14 protein-coding genes are annotated in these 14,167 nt (G+C 62.6%); 10 read left to right on the top strand and 4 right to left on the bottom strand.

The window, feature by feature from the left end; genetic code table 11:
* Nucleotides 1-11: 11 nt before the first annotated feature.
* Nucleotides 12-2,663: a leucine--tRNA ligase gene (gene leuS / locus H8F27_RS14170; RefSeq protein WP_370594518.1), complete on the bottom strand. Its 2,652-nt coding sequence runs from the start codon at nucleotides 2,661-2,663 to the stop codon at nucleotides 12-14.
* Nucleotides 2,664-2,682: 19 nt separating this feature from the next.
* Entirely contained in the window at nucleotides 2,683-2,922 is a 240-nt protein-coding gene (locus H8F27_RS14165; protein ID WP_197148884.1) for a hypothetical protein, read from the bottom strand.
* 32 nt (nucleotides 2,923-2,954) lie between these two features.
* On the opposite strand from H8F27_RS14165, the gene dapF reads away from it, so the two are divergent.
* From dapF to dacB, 6 genes are all read left to right on the top strand, one after another.
* On the top strand, nucleotides 2,955-4,058 hold the full coding sequence (gene dapF, locus H8F27_RS14160) for a diaminopimelate epimerase (protein WP_197153597.1): 1,104 nt from the start codon (nucleotides 2,955-2,957) through the stop codon (nucleotides 4,056-4,058).
* 4 nt (nucleotides 4,059-4,062) lie between these two features.
* A complete protein-coding gene (locus tag H8F27_RS14155) occupies nucleotides 4,063-5,268 on the top strand; it encodes a cysteine desulfurase family protein (RefSeq protein WP_197148882.1) in 1,206 nt (401 codons plus the stop codon).
* A gap of 14 nt (nucleotides 5,269-5,282) precedes the next feature.
* Entirely contained in the window at nucleotides 5,283-5,975 is a 693-nt protein-coding gene (locus H8F27_RS14150; RefSeq protein ID WP_197148880.1) for a DUF1995 family protein, read from the top strand.
* Nucleotides 5,976-6,092: 117 nt separating this feature from the next.
* Complete coding sequence (locus tag H8F27_RS14145; protein ID WP_197148878.1) at nucleotides 6,093-7,631, top strand: IS5 family transposase; 1,539 nt, start codon at nucleotides 6,093-6,095, stop codon at nucleotides 7,629-7,631.
* 161 nt (nucleotides 7,632-7,792) lie between these two features.
* Nucleotides 7,793-8,332: a DUF4330 domain-containing protein gene (locus H8F27_RS14140; RefSeq protein ID WP_197148876.1), complete on the top strand. Its 540-nt coding sequence runs from the start codon at nucleotides 7,793-7,795 to the stop codon at nucleotides 8,330-8,332.
* Nucleotide 8,333: 1 nt separating this feature from the next.
* Nucleotides 8,334-9,608, top strand: coding sequence for a D-alanyl-D-alanine carboxypeptidase/D-alanyl-D-alanine-endopeptidase (gene dacB, locus H8F27_RS14135; protein ID WP_197148875.1), 1,275 nt, complete (start codon nucleotides 8,334-8,336; stop codon nucleotides 9,606-9,608).
* Here the strand turns inward: dacB and H8F27_RS14130 are convergent.
* Together H8F27_RS14130 and coaD are read right to left on the bottom strand one after the other, a co-directional pair.
* The gene (locus H8F27_RS14130; RefSeq protein WP_197148867.1) at nucleotides 9,605-10,483 is read right to left on the bottom strand and encodes a hypothetical protein; all 879 of its coding nucleotides are present in this window, start codon (nucleotides 10,481-10,483) and stop codon (nucleotides 9,605-9,607) included. The genes dacB and H8F27_RS14130 overlap by 4 nt on opposite strands.
* 9 nt (nucleotides 10,484-10,492) lie before the next feature.
* A complete protein-coding gene (gene coaD / locus H8F27_RS14125; protein WP_197148865.1) occupies nucleotides 10,493-10,978 on the bottom strand; it encodes a pantetheine-phosphate adenylyltransferase in 486 nt (161 codons plus the stop codon).
* Nucleotides 10,979-11,053: 75 nt separating this feature from the next.
* Here coaD and H8F27_RS14120 point away from each other — a divergent pair, with 75 nt between their 5' ends.
* The 4 genes from H8F27_RS14120 to H8F27_RS14105 all read left to right on the top strand — a co-directional run bounded on the left by H8F27_RS14120 (nucleotide 11,054) and on the right by H8F27_RS14105 (nucleotide 14,159).
* Nucleotides 11,054-11,548 carry a flavin reductase family protein gene (locus tag H8F27_RS14120; RefSeq protein ID WP_197148863.1) on the top strand — a complete coding sequence of 165 codons (495 nt, stop codon included), beginning with the start codon at nucleotides 11,054-11,056 and terminating at the stop codon, nucleotides 11,546-11,548.
* Nucleotides 11,499-13,511 carry an excinuclease ABC subunit UvrC gene (uvrC, locus tag H8F27_RS14115; RefSeq protein ID WP_197148861.1) on the top strand — a complete coding sequence of 671 codons (2,013 nt, stop codon included), beginning with the start codon at nucleotides 11,499-11,501 and terminating at the stop codon, nucleotides 13,509-13,511. Before H8F27_RS14120 ends, uvrC begins: the two co-directional genes overlap by 50 nt.
* 20 nt (nucleotides 13,512-13,531) lie before the next feature.
* Nucleotides 13,532-13,819 carry a hypothetical protein gene (locus H8F27_RS14110; RefSeq protein ID WP_197153596.1) on the top strand — a complete coding sequence of 96 codons (288 nt, stop codon included), beginning with the start codon at nucleotides 13,532-13,534 and terminating at the stop codon, nucleotides 13,817-13,819.
* A gap of 82 nt (nucleotides 13,820-13,901) precedes the next feature.
* Nucleotides 13,902-14,159, top strand: coding sequence for a glypican (locus tag H8F27_RS14105; protein ID WP_231596305.1), 258 nt, complete (start codon nucleotides 13,902-13,904; stop codon nucleotides 14,157-14,159).
* The last annotated feature ends 8 nt before the right edge of the window (nucleotides 14,160-14,167 follow it).

Genomic DNA, 14,167 nt, shown 5'->3' with positions numbered 1-14,167 from the left:
AGCTGGTGCCTTCAGGGCACCAGATTGACCAATCTCCCCGGCACCACGATCACTCGGCTGGGAGGCTTTCCTTCCAGCCATTTAACTGCAATCTCACTTTGTAAAGCCAGCATTTCAAGCGTTGCCTGATCCACATCAGCAGGCACCTGAAGACTGCCCCGCACCTTGCCCTTCACCTGGATCACCACCGGGATCGTCTCTTTACTGAGGGCATCCCCATCGACGCTGGGCCAGGCTTGCAGGTGAATGCTGTTGGTGCCAGCAGGGTTTGCCCCCAAGCGCACCCAGAGCTCTTCGGCCAGGTGAGGGGCAAAGGGTGCAAGCAGAATCATCAAGTTGGCAAGGGCTTCACAGGCCACCGGCCTGGAGGAGGATTCCAGATGGGTGGCCATCGCATTGCTGAGCTTCATCAACTCCGAAATGGCGGTATTGAATTGATAGTCACCGCTGAGGTCTTCGCTGATCGCCGCGATCGCCGTATGCACGGCTCTGCGCAGCTCCACTTCTGGAGCCGATAGATTGCTGCGGTCTATGACTTGAGGCTCGAGTTCCAGCTGGAGGCCCCGTTCGCAAGCGCCGTCCACCAGACGCCAGATCCTATTTAAAAAGCGAAACTGTCCCTCCACGTCGGCGTCATCCCATTCCAGATCCTTCTCCGGTGGCGCTTTGAACAGGATGAACATGCGGGCAGTGTCGGCGCCGTATCTTTCGATCACCTGGGCCGGATCGACACCATTGTATTTCGATTTCGACATCTTTTCGTAGAAAGTGACAAGCCCTTCGCCACTTAGTGGATCCCGAGGGTCGCTGGGGTCGGCCACATCCGCAGGAGCGATGTACTTGCCGCTGTGAGGGTTTTTGTAGGTGATTGCCTGGACCATTCCCTGGGTGAGGAGGCGTTTGAAGGGCTCATCAAAGCCCAGCAAACCACGATCACGTAAAACTTTGGTGAAAAAGCGGGCGTAAAGTAGGTGCAAGATTGCATGCTCAATTCCGCCCACATACTGATCAACGGGCAGCCAGCGATCTACCAGTTCACGCTTAAATGGCAGATTTGTGTTGTGGGGATCGCTATAGCGAAGGAAATACCAGCTGGAACACATAAAAGTGTCCATGGTGTCCGTTTCCCGCCTAGCCGGTTTGCCGCAGCGGGGGCAATCGACCTTCCACCAGCTCTCCAGCTGGGCCAGGGGCGAACCTCCCTTCGCGGCCAAACTGGCAGCCTCGGGCAGCTTGACCGGCAGCTGCTCGGCTGGAACGGCCACGGTGCCACAGGCTTGGCAATGGATCACCGGAATTGGGCAGCCCCAGTAGCGCTGTCGTGAAATCAGCCAGTCCCGCAGCCGGTAACTGGTGCGCGCCTCTCCCCAGCCCTCCTGCGCTGCCGCTTTGGTGATCGCTGTTTTGGCAGCTCCGCTGGCCAGGCCACTGAAGCGGCCGGAATGGATCAGCACGCCCGCTTCGCTCCAGACTCCACCCCCATAGGCGTGCTCATCGCTGCCCTCTGGAATGATCACCTGCCGCACTGGCAGTTCGTATTGGCGGGCAAAGACAAAATCTCTCTGGTCGTGGGCAGGCACGCCCATGACCGCCCCCGTGCCGTAGTCGGCCAGCACGTAGTCGGCGATCCAGATCGGCATCAACTCCCCGCTGGCGGGGTTACGAACCTGGGAACCAAGGGCCACACCCCGCTTCGGTTTGTCCTCGGCTGTGCGTTCCTGCTCGCTCTGGCGACTCACCAAGTTGCAGAAGGCCTGCACCGGTAACTGCTGAGCGGCCGCAGTCAGCTCTGGCACCAGGGAGTTCTCAGGAGCGAGCACCAGGTAGGTGGCTCCATAAATGGTGTCTGGCCTGGTGGTGAAGATCGCAATCTTGCTGCCGCTGGGTCGGCCATCTCCGTCCACCACGTCAAACTGCAGCTCTGCCCCCGTGCTGCGTCCAATCCAGTTGGCCTGCATGGTGCGCACCCGCTCCGGCCAGCCATCGAGCTTGACAAGATCGTCGAGCAGCTGGTCAGCGTAAGCAGTGATCTTCAGAAACCATTGGCGCAGCTTCCGCTTTTCCACCAGAGCTCCGGAGCGCCAGGAGCGGCCAGCGCTGTCCACCTGTTCATTGGCCAGTACGGTCTGATCGATCGGGTCCCAATTCACGGTGGCATCCTTCTGGTAGGCCAGGCCCGCCTCAAGGAATTGAAGAAATAGCCACTGGGTCCATTGGTAGTAGTCGCTGTGACAGGTGGCGATTTCTCGGTCCCAGTCGATCGACAGGCCCAGCCGCTCCAACTGGGTCCGCATTGACGCAATGTTCTGGTCTGTCCAGAGGCCGGGGTCAATGCCCCTTTCAATGGCAGCATTTTCAGCCGGCAGCCCGAAGGCATCCCATCCCATCGGATGCAGCACCCGCTGGCCCCGCATCCGCTGAACCCTGGCTATGACATCAGTGATGACGTAGTTGCGCACATGGCCCATGTGCAGGTTCCCCGACGGGTAGGGAAACATCGAAAGGGCAAAAAAAGACTCGCCAGCTGCAGCGCCCTCTTCGGTGGCGTAGAGGCCGGAGTCGCTCCATTGCCGCTGCCAATGGGCTTCAAGGGCCTGGGGTTGGTACCGGGGTGATTCGCTCACGGCAGCCAGGCCAGGATCGGAGCGTTGATCGTGCCACAGCCCAGCAGAGCCAAGTTTCTCAACCCAGGGCCCGGATCGTGCTGGCAGCTGAGCGGTTGATCAGGGTCAGGGGACGGCCCTCCGCCTGGCTGAGGGCCAGGTAGCTGCCGTCCTGCCAGTGCAGGGTGCCTTCCAGTTCACCGATCCCCACCACCTGGATCGCCACGGGGGTGCGATGGCGAATCAAATCCTGCAGATGGCGAATGCTGGGCTGGGACGTATCGAGAGCGATCGAGTGCTTCTCGAAAAAGCTCTGCATAGGATTCTGCTGTGGCTGTGCTTGCCTCCATCGTGCTCCAGTTCAGCAAATATCAAGGCCTGGGAAACGATTTCCTCATCCTTGATGGGCGGCTCAGCCCCAGGGATCAGGACGATCTGGGGCTCACCCCGGAGCGGATTCAACGGCTATGCGAGCGGCGCTTTGGCGTTGGGGCTGATGGAGTGATCCTGGCCCTGCCCGCCCGGGGCGAGGGGGAGTTGCGGATGCGGATTTTCAATGCCGATGGCAGCGAGCCCGAAATGTGCGGCAACGGCATCCGCTGCCTGGCCAGGTTCCTGGCCGACAGCGATGGTGACCCTGCCGGACGCTGCTGGCAGATCGAGACCCTGGCAGGAAGGATCGTTCCGGAACTCCGTCAGGACGGCACCATCCGGGTGGACATGGGAGTTCCCTTCCTGGAACCTGCTGCCATCCCCACAACCCTGGAGCTCGGCCCAGCTGGGGTCGCCCAAGGGTGCCTGGAGATAGCTGGGAGCCAATTTGATGTTGGCTCCGTCGGCATGGGCAATCCCCATGTGGTGGTTCCCGTTGCGGATGTTGCTGCGATTGACCTGGAGCGGTTCGGCGCTGCCCTCGAGCTGCATCCGGCCTTTCCGGCCCGAACCAATGTTCATTTTGTGCAGGTGCTGAGCCCCAGCCATCTGGTCATGCGCGTGTGGGAGCGGGGGGCAGGTCCGACCCTGGCCTGTGGCACTGGCGCCTGCGCCACCTTGGTGGTGGCCCATCGCTTCGGCCTGGCCAACCGGATCGCCAGGCTCGATCTGCCTGGGGGCAGCCTCGAAATTGAGTGGGATGGCCGGACTGACCATCTGTTCATGACCGGCCCGGCCCTGGCCGTCTTTGACGGGGTGGTAACGCCCGAACTATGGGGCGGCAGCCATGGGGAGCCCAGTCCAAAGGCAGCCGAGGTCGACTGCGCCAGCGCCTGCATCCAAGGGTGTATCCAGCCTGAGGCCTGTGCATCTGCGGATGCCCGGGCGAGGGTGCAGGCCATGCTCGAGGCCAATTCCCTAGACGACCTGGTGGCGCTGGCAAGCAACTCGCTCGAATCCCGCATCCGGGCCAGGATCTCCAAAGCGAACGGGGCGCCAGGGGAGCAGGACGCTTTTGACTAGGGCGGTGGCTAGCTGCTGGGCCAACTATCTCGATGCCTGTGCCACCACACCACCGGCACCTGAAGTGCTTGAGGCCATGGCGGCGGTCCATGCCGGGGCCTGGGCCAACCCATCGAGCCTGCATGGTTTTGGTCTGGCTGCCGCCGAACAGCTGGAACGCTCCCGCCAAAGGATAGGGGAACTGCTCGGCTGCGCCAGCCACCAGGTGTTGTTCACCTCGGGCGGCAGCGAATCAATCCACACCGCCCTGCTGGGAGTGGCAACCGCTTTGCCTGCGGGTCGCCTGTTGATCTCAGCGGTGGAACACCCGGCCACCCTGGCTGCAGCAAAGCAGCTGCAAAGCCGCGGCTGGCAGGTTGAACGGTTGCCGGTGGATGGGCTCGGGCTGGTAGATCAGCAGCTGCTCGAGCAATTGCTGGTGCCGCCCACCCGGTTGGTGTCGCTGATCTGGGGCCAGAGCGAAGTGGGCACAATCCAGCCCCTGCAGGCCATTGGTAGCAAATGCAGGGCGGCTGGTGTGCTGCTGCACGTCGATGCGGTGCAGGTGATTGGCCACCAACAGCTCAACTTCAACGCCTTGCCCGTCGATCTGCTCAGCCTGGCTGGCCACAAGCTGCAGGGGCCCAGGGGGATTGGTGCCCTGCTGCTGCGCCCTGACCTCCAGCTCAGCCCCCTTATCGGCGGAGGCGGGCAGGAGGCGGGACGGCGGGGCGGAACGGAGCCCGTGGCCCTGGTGGCGGGCCTGACCAGGGCCCTGGAACTCTGTGCGGACCGATTGGTTGCCCATGGGGGCAGCGATCCGGTGGAGCCCCTGCGCAATGCCCTGCTGGAGCAGCTGCTGCAGCAGGAAGGCGTCAGGCTCTCGGGGCCCGATCCCCGCGATCTGGAGGCCCCTGAGCGCCTGCCCCACCACCTCAGCCTCCTGCTGGCAGGCCCGGGTGGCGAGCCCCTCTCGGGCCGTCGGCTGGTGCGCAACCTCTGGCAGCAGGGCTATGCCGTAGGCAGCGGCTCCGCCTGCAGCAGTAGTCAGACTGCCGGCCCTGATGGTCTGACACCGAGCCCAATCCTGCTGGCCATGGGGCACACCAGTGAGGTTGCGGCCAGCGGCCTGCGATTCAGCCTGGGGCCCTGGCACCGGGCTGCGGATTTGGCCGGGGTGGGGGCGGCCTTGGAACGGGCCCGTCAGCCCAGCCCCCCTAGGGTCATCTGAACGCCCTGGAATGGATGCTTCCCGCCGATCTGCGCAGTGCCGAAGCTGAAGCCCTCGGGGCCATCCAGGCTGCCCTGGAGTCAGGCCAAAGGGGGCTATGGACCGTGGAACTACGGTTTGAGGGGTTGCGGCTGCTCCCGCTGGCCCTGAGGCTGCATAGGGCACTCACAACCGTGCTGCCTGGCGCAAGGCTGCTCTGCGCCGATGCCGGTGCCACGGCCCTGGCCAGGCGCGACGCTCCGGACCTTGCCGCCAGCATTGCCAGCCTCAGAGACCAGATGCGCCTGCAACAGGCCGATGGCGGCAGTGAGGGCGTGCTGGTGCTGGTAGGGCCAGCCCCCTCCGACTACGACCAGGTGGAGCAGGTCTGCGCCCTCCACCGGGGAAGCGTCGTATTGCTGAATGCCAGCCTCGAAGATGGGGCTGTCGGCATCGGCAGCGTTGCCAGGGAGCGCCGTAAGGGCTTGTTGAACGAGCTGCAAACGGCCTACGCCCTTATCCCTACAGCCGATGGCGCCCTGCGCCGTGCCTTCCCCGACCAATGGCAGCTCTACCGCTCGGATCCAGATGGCTATCGCGCGGTGGCCAGCTTTGAGCAGAAACCCGACCTGGAAGAACAGGCCCTGGCCCTGGCAGGGGAGGCCGGCCTGGGCCTGGGCGCCAACCTCAGGGTGATCGACGCCTTCATTGAAGGGCTTCGTAACTAGCTAGGGCTTGCTGAGGAACCAATATCCATTGCGCTGCAGTTGATTCCAGGGGTGGTCTCACGTTAAAATGAGCCAAATGTAGCCATTCCTGGCTTAGAATAATCTGCTGACACGCCAATGTACGTTTTTCAGCACGCAGGTCAGCTATCGATCGAGGAGTTTTACACGCCCTTCGGCGGCAAGCTGGATGCCAATAATCGCTGGGTTCTGCTTCGTAACCTGATTCCATGGATGCCGCTGGAAGGCCAGTATGCACCCCAATTCAGTGCCAAGACAGGAGCACCGGCCAAGCCGTTTCAGATGGCGTTCGGTGCGCTGTACATCCAGCAACGCCTGGGAGTGACAGACCGCGAAACGGTTCAGCTGATCACGGAATCACCGTATCTACAATTTTTCATTGGCTTGAGTGCGTACCAGGCAATGCCACCGTTTGATCCATCGATGATGGTGCATTTTCGTAAGCGCATTGGCCCTGATCTGTTCAAGATCTGCAATGACATGACCAAGGCCAATGGCATTGCGATGATTAAAGAGATGCTGGTTTCGGCGGAGGAGGATGATAGCGAACAAGAAGAGGAGCAACAGCTTGCTGCCATCGACGAAGCGCTAGGGGTGAAGCCTGCAACGTTGGATCCTGAATGTAACTGGGGTACTCTGATTCTCGATGCAACCTGCGTGCCTGATGACATTCCCTACCCAGTAGATCTGAGGTTGCTGAACGAAGCGAGAGAGGCGACTGAGAAGATCATCGACGAACTGTTCAAGCAGTTGCAGGGAAAGATCAATCGTAAACCCCGCTGCAACCGGGATAAAGCTCGGAATCGGTTTCTGGCCATCATCAAGAAGAAAAGGCCCAAATGCGCAGAGATCCGGGAGGTCAAGCGCTTTCAGCTCAACGAGATCCGGAGAAACCTCAGAGCAATTGATCAGATGATCCATTGCGGTGCCATGCTTTTGGAGCTTGGAACCCAGCTCTACCGCAAGCTGCTGATCACCAGTGAACTGTACCGGCAGCAGCAGGAGATGTATGACGCTGATAGCCGGCGCATCGACGATCGGATTGTCAATTTGTCAAAACCACACGTGCGGCCGATCGTGAGGGGCAAGGCAGGAAGGCGAACAGAGTTCGGTGCGAAGATCTCAATATCAGATGATAATGGTTTTGTAGATGTGGATCGAATCAGCTGGGACAACTACAATGAAGCCAACGACCTGATCACACGTGCCAAGCAATACAAGGAAGAGCGAGGGTACTATCCAGCACGAATCTGTGCCGATTCAATCTATATGACATTAGGCAACAAGAAGTTCTGCGCAGAAAATAACATCAGGCTCAGTGGCCGTCCACGCAAGAAGCAGGTAGAGGCCGAGGTGCAGACAGCAGAGCAACAAGAGCTTTTTAAATCAGACTTGAGAAAGCGTTCCGTGATCGAAGGAAGAATCGGAACGAGCAAACGGAAATATGGACTGGATCGGATCATGACCAAGCTGATTGAAACATCAAGAACGGTGATCACGATGGCGTTCTTTGTGATGAATGCCGAGAAGGTTCTCAGGCTACTGCGCCTCTTATTCTCTATTCTTGTCTCTGTGTACATCCTGATGCTCTATTTGCTCGCCTCCTGGCGCCGTCCAGCGCTTCTGTGGGCTGCTTAGTCAGCTTCTAGGAGTAAAATTGAGGTCACCAGCGCTTGGCGCTGCAGGCTGAGATCGCGGCCCTTGACGCGGACGAAAAACCCGCGAATGAAATTCAGCAAGCCCTAGCTAGGTGGGCTCGCACCGACCTCCTTACACTGCCTCGAACGCCGCTGAGACCGATGGCCGCCAACAGTGACCTGCCTTCCGCCCCCAGCGGCCGCTCCTGGAGCCTGGTGGATGCAGCTGCCGCCGCCGCCGTAGTCCTAGCCGCCGTTGGGGTGATCTGGAGCCCCAAACTCAGCGGCGCCCTGGCCAGGGCCACCGGTGCCCTGACTCCGGTCACGGTGTTTGTGGATGTGCGTGGGGTGCCCGTGGCCAATCCCAGCGCCCTGATTGAGGCTGCCAAAGAGGAGGGGAGGGTAGCCATCGTGATCCGCAACCAGCCCCACGGCTCGGTGGTGGTCAAGCAGGTTCAGCCCCTGCAAAGGCTACTGGTGGCAGTCCAACCCAACGGCACTGTGGTCACAGCCACCGATCCAAACCAGTTCAGGCTGGGCAGTCTGGATGCCCGCTTTGTGCTTGAAGGCCAGGGCCGCAAGAGCGGCGGCGGCGTTGTGTTCGGCAACCAGAATCTCAAGATCGGTACTCCTGTTGAAATCGAGGGGCAGCAATACCGGCTCAGTGGCACGGTGAGCGGCCTTGAGATTGGAGCCAACTGAGATGGCTTATCCGAAGCCTGTCCGGTTACTTGCCGCGCTGCTTCTGCCAGCAGCAACCCTGCTGCCCGCCGCTGTCATTGCCCAGCAGGGGCCGGAGACCCTGGCCACCATGCCGGCAGCGCCACCGCCGATCGGCCTGCCCCAGCTGCAGAGCCAGTTGAGCTGTCCCGCCTTGCAACAACGCTTGCTGGCAGCGGTTGGCGGCCAAGCCTCCGTCTGGAGTATCACCATTGCCGATTCCCAGGGCCGGCTCCTGGCCGACCTCAATGGCAGCCGGCCCCGGATCCCTGCCTCCAACCAGAAGTTGGTGAGCACGGCCTATGCCCTCGACAGGCTCGGCACCGACTATCGCCTCAGCACCCAGTTGTGGCGGCTCAGTGATGGCAGCTTCCGGCTCACCGGCGAGGGAGACCCCGACCTAGCCCTGCCCCAGTTGCAGCGCTTCGCAAAGTTGGCGCTGGGCTCCGGTGGTGGCAGCGGCCAGCTGCCATCGCTGCTGAAACTGCAGATCGCCGAGGAACCGCGCCAGTCCTGGTGGCCCCAGGGTTGGCATCCCGATGATCGCTACTACGCCTATGGCGCGCCGATCACCCGGCTCGCGCTTACCTCCAATGCGATCCACGAGGCGGTGATGAATCCCCCCTCCCGGCTCCAGAACCTATTGCAGAAAACCATGCAGCAGCAGGGTGCCAAGGTGCAGGTATCGCTGATATCAGCCCGGGCGCCCCTGCCGGATGATGCGGTTTTGATGCACCAGGAAAACTCGGCTCCGATGCACAATCTGCTGAGCCTGGCCAACACGGAAAGCCACAATTTCACCGCCGAGGTGCTGCTGCGCCAGGGTGCGGGCAGCTGGGATCTTGGCCAGGCAGCCCAACGCGAAACCCTCTGGCTAGCCCAGCAAGGTTTGCCAATGCAGGGTGTGCGGGTGGTGGATGGCAGTGGCCTGGACCGGGCCAATCGCCTCACCAGTCGCTTCCTGGCGGCCCTGCTCCTGCGGATGGACCAGCATCCCTACGGCCGTGACTACCTGGCCTCAATGGCGGTGGCAGGAAAACGCGGCACCCTGCGCAATCTTTATGTAGGCACACCACTGCAGGGCAAGTTTTATGGAAAGACCGGCACCATCACTGGGGTCCGGGCCATCAGCGGCGTACTTGTCACAAGCGATGGGCCCCGCTATGTCAGTGCCATCAGCAACGGGGCAAGCTCCCCCAACGAGACCATCGGGCTGGTTCTGCGCGAGACCCAGGACACTAGGCTCTGCCCGCCCTAACCGGCCATCTGCTTGACCCCTTTGGCCAGGCGACGCCTACGGCTGACCGTCAGATCGGCGGCGGGGGGAGGGGTGATCGTTTCAGGGGACTGGAGCCGGACCAGCTCCCTGCGGCCTCCCAGGACTACTTGGCTGAGTTCCTTGAGGCGGCCTTCCAGTTCGCCCAACACCTGTTCAGCGTAGCGATTGGCACCCTCCTCAGTGGCGCCCGCTTCCTGACGGCTGCGTGCCAGGAGGGCGTCGCACTGCTGCTGGGTCTGTTGGCGGAATTGCAGGGCGTCATTTTGCAACCGCTCAGCCTCGGCCTGGCTATCCCGTTGGACCCGTACGCCCTCCTGGCGGATCTGCTCCAGCTCCCCCATCGCCTGCTGACGGTTGCGCTCATGTTGCTCCAGAAACTGGCGGTTGCGTTCAGCGCTTTCCTGCTCCAGCTGCTGGCGGCGGGAGGCAAACTGCTGCTCCATCTGGGCCATGCGGGCCTGGTGCTCCTGCTCTGTCTGGGCAACCTGATTGCGTGCCTGCAGCATCAGCTGTTCGCACTGCTGCCGGGCCTGCTCTCTCAATTCCGCCACATGGCGTTCGGCTTCCTGGCGGATCGAGGCACTGTTGATCAGCTGCTCCCTTTCCCGTTTCCCCGAAGCGATGATCTCCTCGCCCTGCTGGCGGGCCTGGTTGATGAATTCCTCCCGCTGACGGATCAGCTCCACGGCCTGGGCCAGTTGGACCGGCAGGGACTCGCGCAGGGTGTCGAGAACCTCGATGGCATCCTGTTCGTTCACCAGCCGACCACCGCTGAAGGGGATCCGGCTGCCTTCCAGCACTATCTCTTCGAGTTGGTCGAGCTGATCGAAGGCGGTGATGGTGGCCTCGGCCATGGGGAGGTGTTAGGCAGTTGCCCGATTAAAAAGCCTGGCAAGGTCTTCCGCCACTCCCGCGGGCACCATGTGACGCACATCGCCGCCGAAACGGGCGACTTCCTTCACCACCGAACTGCTCAGAAAGCTGTGCTGCACGGCTGTAGCCAGAAAGAGCGTTTCCACCAGCGGCGCCAGGCTCTTGTTTGTGTGGGCAATCTGCAACTCGAATTCGAAGTCGCTCAGGGCCCGCAGCCCCCGCAGGATCACCTCGGAGCCGCTGCGCACGGCGCAATCCACGGTCAAGCCATCAAAACTGCCCACTTCGACGTGGGGCAGGTGGCCCGTGGCGAGGCGGATCTGCTCCAACCTCTGCTCCAGGCTGAAGGCGGGCTGCTTGCTGGGGTTCTGCAGAACCGCGACTGTGAGGCCCTCAAACAACCGGGCGGCCCGTTCAATCAGGTCAAGATGCCCCAGGGTGAGCGGGTCAAAACTGCCTGGATAGAGGGCGCGCATGGGGAAGGTCGGTTTGGGGGTGCTGCATTTCTAGAGTTATCTGAGTTTCCCGCGCCCCAGGGTGCCCCTGCCACCATGGCCCAGAACGCCACTCTCAACGCCGAAGCCAAAAAGACCCTGCTGCGCAAGATCCCCCATGGCGTGTTCATCTGTGGCGTGGCCGAGGGCGATGAGGTGAACGGGTTCACCGCCAGCTGGGTCACCCAGGGGAGCTTTGAACCGCCCCTGGTGGTGATGGCCGTGCGGGCAGACAGCACCAGCAACGGCATGATCCAGCGCACGGGCAAATTTTGCCTCAATGTGCTCAAGGCAGATCAAAAAGACCTGGCCGCGGTCTTTTTCAAGCCCCAAAAGGGGGTGGGTGGGCGCTTCGATGCCGCACCGTTCAGCCTGGGGGCCCTGGGTCTGCCGATCCTCACCGACGCGATTGGCGCCGTGGAATGCGAGCTCGTAGGCCAGGTCGCCCATGGGGACCACACCGTCTTTGTCGGTGAGGTAAAAACCGCCACCCTGCATGGGGATGGCCCCGCCCTCGAGCTGGGCACTACGGGCTGGCAGTACGGCGGCTGAGTTGGCACTGCCCCTGCTGCAACAACCGGAACGGCTCAAGGCCCGGCTGGGCGAGGTGCCCTCTGAGCCGGGCTGCTACCTGCTGCGGGACAGTGAGGACCGCATCCTCTACATCGGCAAGGCCAAACTGCTGCGCCCCAGGGTGCGCAGCTATTTCCAAAGCGGCAGCGGCCATGGCCACAGCCCGCGCATCTCCCTGATGGTGCGCCAGGTGTGCGAGATCGAATTCATTGTCACCGACAGCGAAGCCGAGGCCCTGGCACTCGAATCCAACCTGATCAAGCAGAACCAGCCGCACTTCAATGTGCTGCTCAAGGACGACAAAAAATATCCCTATCTGTGTATCACTTGGAGTGAGCCCTATCCGCGCATCTTCATCACCCGCCGCCGCCGCTTCCGCTCACCCCTGGATCGCTTCTACGGACCCTATGTGGATGTGGGGCTGTTGCGCCGCACCCTCACTTTGGTGAAGCGGGTTTTTCCGCTGCGCCAGCGGCCCCAGCCGCTTTACAGGGAGCGCACCTGCCTCAACTACGACATCGGCCGCTGCCCAGGCGTCTGCCAGGAAAAGATCAGCTCCGAGGCATACCACCAAACCCTGCGCCAGGTAGCGATGGTGTTTCAAGGGCGCAACGAGGAGCTGCTCGAGCTGCTGACCGAGCAGATGGGCAAGTATGCCGAGCGCCTCGACTTTGAGAGTGCCGCTGGGGTGCGCGATCAGCTTCAGGGCATCGACACCCTCACTGCTGATCAGAAAATGAGCCTCGGTGACAGCTCAGTGAGCCGTGACGTGGTCGCCTTGGCCGCCGATGATCGGGTGGCGGCGGTCCAATTGTTCCAGATGCGGGCCGGCAAGTTGGTGGGCCGGCTCGGCTTCGCCGCCGATGCCGTCGGCGCCGATGGCCAGCTCCTGGAGCCCGGCCGCATCCTGCAGCGGGTGGTGGAAGAGCACTACAGCCAGGTGGAGCCGGTGGAGATTCCCCCCGAGCTGCTGCTGCAGCACGTCCTGCCCCAGCAGCCCCTGATCGAGGAGTGGCTGGCGGAGCGCCGCGGCCGCAAAGTGAAACTGGCCGTGCCCCAGCGACAGCAGAAAGCCGACCTGATCGAGCTGCTGGAGCGCAATGCCAGCTATGAGCTGCAGCGGGCCCAACGCGGCGCCGAGCAGCAACTGCTGGCCACCGAAGACCTGGCCCAGCTGCTGGAGCTGCCCAGCCCACCACGGCGCATCGAGGGTTACGACATCAGCCACATCCAGGGCAGCGACGCCGTGGCCTCCCAGGTGGTGTTCATCGATGGGCTGCCGGCCAAGCAGCACTACCGCAAGTACAAGATCCAGAGTAGCTCGATCCACTCCGGCCACTCCGACGACTTCATGGCCATGGCCGAGATCATGCGCCGCCGCTTCCGCCGCTGGGCCCAGGCCAAGGCCGAGGGTGCCGACCTGCGCCAGCTGCGCCGGGCTGCCAACAGCACGCTCCACACCGGCGGCCTCAACGACTGGCCAGATGTGGTGATGATCGACGGCGGCAAGGGTCAGCTCTCAGCCGTGATGGAGGCCCTGCGGGAGCTCAACCTCGATGAAGATCTGGTGGTCTGCTCCCTGGCCAAGCAGCGGGAGGAGGTTTTCGTGCCGGGGGCGAAGCTGCCGCTGGAGAGTGAACCCGACCAGCTGGGCGTCCAGCTGTTGCGGCGTCTGCGCGACGAAGCCCATCGCTTCGCCGTGAGCTTCCACCGCCAGCAACGGGGCGAGCGGATGAAGCGCTCCCGGCTCTCCGACATTCCCGGCCTAGGGCCCAAGCGGGTCAAGGAGCTGCTTGCCCACTTCCGTTCGATCGATGCCATCCAGCTGGCCAGTCCCGCCCAGATCGCTGCGGCACCAGGGGTTGGCCCGGCCCTGGCCCGCCAGGTGTGGGATTACTTTCATCCCAGTGACGACCCCGCCGGCGAGGAGTTGGCCAGTTGAAGCGCCTTGCAGGTTTACTGCTGCTTTCCCTATTGCTGTGGCTCCTGCAGGTGCTGCCGGTTGGTCCAGCCTGGGCTGCTCCCGGGGTCTGCGTCGGGCCGGTCTGTGCTGATGAGATCAGTCGCAGCGCCAAGCACCACTGGCAGCTGCGCCTGCGGGTGAGCGACCAGCAGGGACAGCATGAGCGCCTAGTGGTGGATTGCCGCAATGGTGGAGTCAGCCCCCTTGCTGGCCCCGTGGAGCGGGGCTATATCGCTGCCGTGGCGCGACGCGCCTGCCGCCTGGCCGGTGAGACCCCACGCGCCTAAGCGGCCGGTTCTCCGCCCATGGGCCGGCGTTGCCGCTGCAGCTGGAGCCCCAGAATTGACAATGATTTCAGCAAGGGTTGCCATGGCTCCGACCCAACCCCTCCGGGTTGCCAGCAGGAACGGCCCTCCGCCGGCCATCGTGGCCCCGATCCTGGGCCTGGCCGCCCTGGGAGCTCTGGTGGTCATTCCCCTGGTGGCCCTGGCAGCGATCCCCCTATTAGTGGCCACCTTGTTCGCCGTGGGCGGGGTGGTTGCATTCGTCCTCAGCGTCTGGGCACTGATCGAAGGGCTAGCCGCCTTCGAGCGCTGGATCGAGTCCGACCGCCGCTTCCGGCAGTGACGCCCAGG

Source organism: Synechococcus sp. CBW1108 (assembly GCF_015840335.1).
Classification (GTDB): Bacteria; Cyanobacteriota; Cyanobacteriia; order PCC-6307; family Cyanobiaceae; genus Cyanobium_A.
This window is presented reverse-complemented; position numbering and strand designations above follow the sequence as displayed.

Excerpts from the sequence above, each read along its gene's own strand:
- H8F27_RS14165 (WP_197148884.1), bottom strand. The coding sequence starts at position 2,922 with ATGCAGAGCTTTTTCGAGAAGCACTCGATCGCTCTCGATACGTCCCAG.
- H8F27_RS14150 (WP_197148880.1), top strand. The coding sequence starts at position 5,283 with ATGCTTCCCGCCGATCTGCGCAGTGCCGAAGCTGAAGCCCTCGGGGCC.
- H8F27_RS14145 (WP_197148878.1), top strand. The coding sequence starts at position 6,093 with ATGTACGTTTTTCAGCACGCAGGTCAGCTATCGATCGAGGAGTTTTAC.
- H8F27_RS14140 (WP_197148876.1), top strand. The coding sequence starts at position 7,793 with ATGGCCGCCAACAGTGACCTGCCTTCCGCCCCCAGCGGCCGCTCCTGG.
- dacB (WP_197148875.1), top strand. The coding sequence starts at position 8,334 with ATGGCTTATCCGAAGCCTGTCCGGTTACTTGCCGCGCTGCTTCTGCCA.
- H8F27_RS14130 (WP_197148867.1), bottom strand. The coding sequence starts at position 10,483 with ATGGCCGAGGCCACCATCACCGCCTTCGATCAGCTCGACCAACTCGAA.
- coaD (WP_197148865.1), bottom strand. The coding sequence starts at position 10,978 with ATGCGCGCCCTCTATCCAGGCAGTTTTGACCCGCTCACCCTGGGGCAT.
- H8F27_RS14120 (WP_197148863.1), top strand. The coding sequence starts at position 11,054 with ATGGCCCAGAACGCCACTCTCAACGCCGAAGCCAAAAAGACCCTGCTG.
- uvrC (WP_197148861.1), top strand. The coding sequence starts at position 11,499 with ATGGCCCCGCCCTCGAGCTGGGCACTACGGGCTGGCAGTACGGCGGCT.
- H8F27_RS14105 (WP_231596305.1), top strand. The coding sequence starts at position 13,902 with ATGGCTCCGACCCAACCCCTCCGGGTTGCCAGCAGGAACGGCCCTCCG.